Below are 1,250 nucleotides of genomic sequence, written 5' to 3'. Positions count from 1 at the left end.
AGGTGGACGCCTCTAAAACCTCGCTGTTGAGACGCTGATCTGATTCACTCGCCCTGGTCAGCGGAGGTGGCAGGAATGGCGGCTCAGCCCGGGTTCTTCGATGTCGAGGAGCGGTATGCGGCACTGTCCGCCGCGGGCGACCAGCTGGAGCGCCTTGCGGCCGTGGTCGACTTCGAGATCTTCCGCCCTGTACTGGATGCGGCCCTGGCGCGGTCGGACCGCAGCCGAGGTGGGCGTCCGCCCTATGATGCCGTGCTGATGTTCCGCATCCTGGTGCTGCAGGCGCTCTACAGCCTCTCGGATGAGCAGGCAGAATTCCAGTTGCGCGACCGACTGTCCTTCATGCGCTTCGCGGGCCTTGCTCTGCACCAGGCGGTGCCGGACGCCAAAACCATTTGGCTCTACCGTGAGCAGCTCAAACAGGCGAACGCGATTGAGGGGCTGTTCCGCCGCTTTGATGAGGTGCTGGCGGCCAAGGGCTTTCTCGCCATGGGTGGGCGATCATTGATGCTACCCTGATCGCCGCGCCGCGCCAGCAGCTCACCTCCGAGGAGAAGACCATCATCCGGGAAGGCGGCACGCCGGAGGGATAGTCCCGCGCTAAGCGGGCGCAGAAGGACCGGGATGCGCGGTGGACGCTCAAGCGCGGCAGGACCAAGCCCAAACCAGAAGGCACGCAGCGCCAGGCTATCCAGATCGCGGTGCCAATTTTCGGCTACAAAAGCCACATCGGCATCGACCGGCGGCACAGGCTGATCCGCCGCTGGGCCGTCACCGATGCCGCTCAGCGTGACAGCCGCAGCTTTCCCGCCCTGCTGGATCCTGGGAACACCGCCAGCCGCGTCTGGGCCGACACCGCCTACCGCACCAAGCGCAGTCTGGAGATCCTGGAGCGACGAGGGCTGAGTGAGCGCCTCCAGTTCCGGCGCCCACCGCGGCGCCAGCTCTCCGAACAGCAGGCGAAGGCCAATGCATCACGCGCCCGGATCCGCTCCGGCATCGAACATGTTTTCGCCGCGCAGAAGCATCGCATGGCGCTGTTCGTGCGCACCATCGGCCTAGCCCGGGCGCAGGTGAAGATCGGCATGGCCAACTTGGCCTATAACTTCACCCGTCTGGCCTGGCTCAGCACCCGAACTGCGCCCGCATAACCCCACAGCGCCCAGGAAGAGCGGCACCGGCCGCCCCAAGCCGATCATCCAACCCCATCAGCAGGGGCGGGTCATGACCTGAGGCGGCGATCCTGCTCG

1 pseudogene is annotated in these 1,250 nt (G+C 66.0%); it reads left to right on the top strand.

What is annotated here, in order from left to right:
* Nucleotides 1-75: 75 nt before the first annotated feature.
* Nucleotides 76-1,151: pseudogene (locus EBE87_RS28250) on the top strand (IS5 family transposase).
* The last annotated feature ends 99 nt before the right edge of the window (nt 1,152-1,250 follow it).

The sequence above is a fragment of the Teichococcus wenyumeiae genome (assembly GCF_003696345.1).
Classification (GTDB): domain Bacteria; phylum Pseudomonadota; class Alphaproteobacteria; order Acetobacterales; family Acetobacteraceae; genus Pseudoroseomonas; species Pseudoroseomonas wenyumeiae.
The sequence above is the reverse complement of the archived record's forward strand: the minus strand, read 5'-3'. Positions and strand labels throughout refer to the sequence as shown.